General features: G+C 64.6%; 2 protein-coding genes. One reads left to right on the top strand and one right to left on the bottom strand.

What is annotated here, in order from left to right:
• On the bottom strand, positions 1–1232 hold a 1232-nt coding region (thiI, locus tag BN1134_RS16720; protein ID WP_042048674.1), incomplete at its 3' end, for a tRNA uracil 4-sulfurtransferase ThiI.
• Between the two features lie 217 nt (positions 1233–1449).
• Between thiI and BN1134_RS16725 the strand changes: the two genes are divergently transcribed.
• The coding region (locus tag BN1134_RS16725) for a hypothetical protein (RefSeq protein ID WP_042048613.1) at positions 1450–2371 on the top strand (922 nt) is incomplete at its 3' end.

Below are 2371 nucleotides of genomic sequence, written 5' to 3' on the forward strand. Positions count from 1 at the left end.
AGGATCACCTCGTCGTCACCGGTCTCGGCGGTGGTTTCCACTTCCTGCACCTGCTCGGCGGTCTCTTCACCGATGCGGCGGATATCGAGGTAGCGCGCCTCGTCCACCACCTTATCGAGGATAGCGAAGTCGAAGTTCTGCTCCTCGGCCTCGATACGCGCCAGATCCGCCTTCACGGTCGGCTTCTTGGAGATGACGCCGCAGTACTCGGGCATGGTCTCGGCGAACTCCAGGGTACCTATCTTGCGCGCCTGGTTCATGATGTCCGGCTTGTCCCAGGTGATGAGCGGGCGCAGGATCACCTTGTCGGTCACCCGGTCGATGACGTTGAGGTTGGTCAGGGTCTGGCTCGACACCTGACCCACGCACTCGCCGGTCACCAGGGCCGGGATCTGGAAACGGTCGGCGATGTTGGCAGCGGCGCGCATCATCATGCGCTTGAGCACCACCCCCATCTGGCCGTTGTCGATCTTCTCGAGGATCTCGGCCACCACAGGCTCGAAGTCCACCGCGGTGAAACGCACCCGGTGCGACGAGCCGAAGCGGCTCCACAGGTGGTAGGCCACCTGCTTGACGCCGATCTCGTGGGCGGCGCCACCGAGGTTAAAGAAGCAGTAGTGCACGCGGCAGCCACGCTTGATGAACTGGTAGGAGGCCACCCCGGAGTCAAAGCCGCCGGAGAGCAGGCTCAGCACGTCTTCCTGGGTGGCGATCGGCATGCCGCCGAGCCCTTGGTGGATGGCGCTGACGATGAACAGCTCCTCGCCGTCGATCTCGAGGTTGATCTGCACGTCCGGGTTTTTCAGGCGCACGCCGTTGCTCTCGCAGTGCTGGTTTAGGCCGCCGCCGACGTAGCGCTCGACTTCGAGCGAAGAGAACTCGTGCTTGCCGTGGCGCTTGGCGCGCACGCAGAAGGTCTTGCCCTGGAGCTGCTCGCCCCACACGGCCTTGACCTGCTCGAAGATGTCGTGCAGGTCGGTGAACTTGCTGGCCTGCACCTCGAGGAAGGCTTGGATGCCGGGAATGCAGGCGAGCGCATCGATGGCCTGATCGCGGAACTGATCGTTACGCGAGCTCACCACCAGCTTGTCCCAATCCATGCGCACCCGGGCGTCTTCGTCGAAGCGGCGCAGCACGTTGCGGATGTTGCCTTGCAGGATCTTGATGAAGCGCTGGCGAACCGACTTGCTCTTGATGGTGATTTCCGGGAACAGCTTGATGATGAACTTCATGGATTAACTCGGGTGAGCGGGAAACAAGGGCGCGGATTATAGCAAAGGAGCCGCCCATCACCTAGCACCAATGCGGCCATTTCTTGAGCGGCCAGCGCCGTTTTCGCTGGCAAAAATACGCTTGCGCTCATCCTATCGGCCGCCGCTTCCCCATGAAATTGCCGCTGCGAAAGCGAATCGTTATAGTGCAACCCTCGCGCACGCACCGGACACCGTCATGAAGACCTTTCTCTACTACCCGGGCATGGAGGTTCGGGACGAGCTCTGGCTGAAATTCGCCCTGCTCTGGCTGGAGCGGCTCGCCTTTGTCTTCACCGTGAGCGAGAGCAGCGAACTGCACGGCGCGCTGGAGCGCCTGCGGGGCAGCGACCTGCTGGGCCAATCCCCCGGCGCCGACTTTTTTAGGCGCGCCGCTCCTGCGGCCATCACCCAGCTTGAGGCCCTGCTCGCCCCCGACTTCGAGCGCCACAAGGTCTTTGGCAACCGCGAGCTGATCGCGCGCTGGCGCGAGGGACGCAACCACGACTGCTTCTGCCCGGCCCAGGCCGGCCTTGAACCCCTGCACCACTTCTGCGTGCAGACCGGTTTTGCCAGCGCCACCACCGGCGGCATCCTGATGGCGCGCCGGCTGGCCAACCTGCTCTCGATGCGGCTGGCGCGCGACTGGGCGCTGGCCAACGAGGGCGTGCTCATCACCGATCACGACTACCTCGACCGCCTGCTGCACCTGCTCGAGTCGCGCTATCACCACAGGGGCGGCCAGGACTGCTTCCTGCTCGAGATCGCCCTGCCGGTGCCGCGCGCCCTGGCGAGCCTGCCACTCGATGAGCTGCTCGCCTTGCGTCAGCGCCAGGGATTTCGCTCTGCCCTCGCGGCGTTTCACACCCGCCTCGAGGCGCTGCTGCTCATGCTCGACTCCGGCTATGCCGAGCTGGCGGTGCTGGAGCGTTTCCTTGCCGCCCACGCCACCCTCGGCCAGTTGATGGGCCCCGAGTGCGTCAGCGTGCCACTGTGCCTTTCGGTCAGCACCCGGCTGCCGGCCGCCCCGATGCTGCATGCCCTGCGCGGTTACCACGGCCCCTGGCAGGCGCAGCTGGCGGCCCTGGCCTTTTTGCCCATCAAGCGCAGCCACTTTCATC

The organism is Aeromonas simiae (assembly GCF_000820125.1).
Lineage (GTDB): Bacteria > Pseudomonadota > Gammaproteobacteria > Enterobacterales > Aeromonadaceae > Aeromonas > Aeromonas simiae.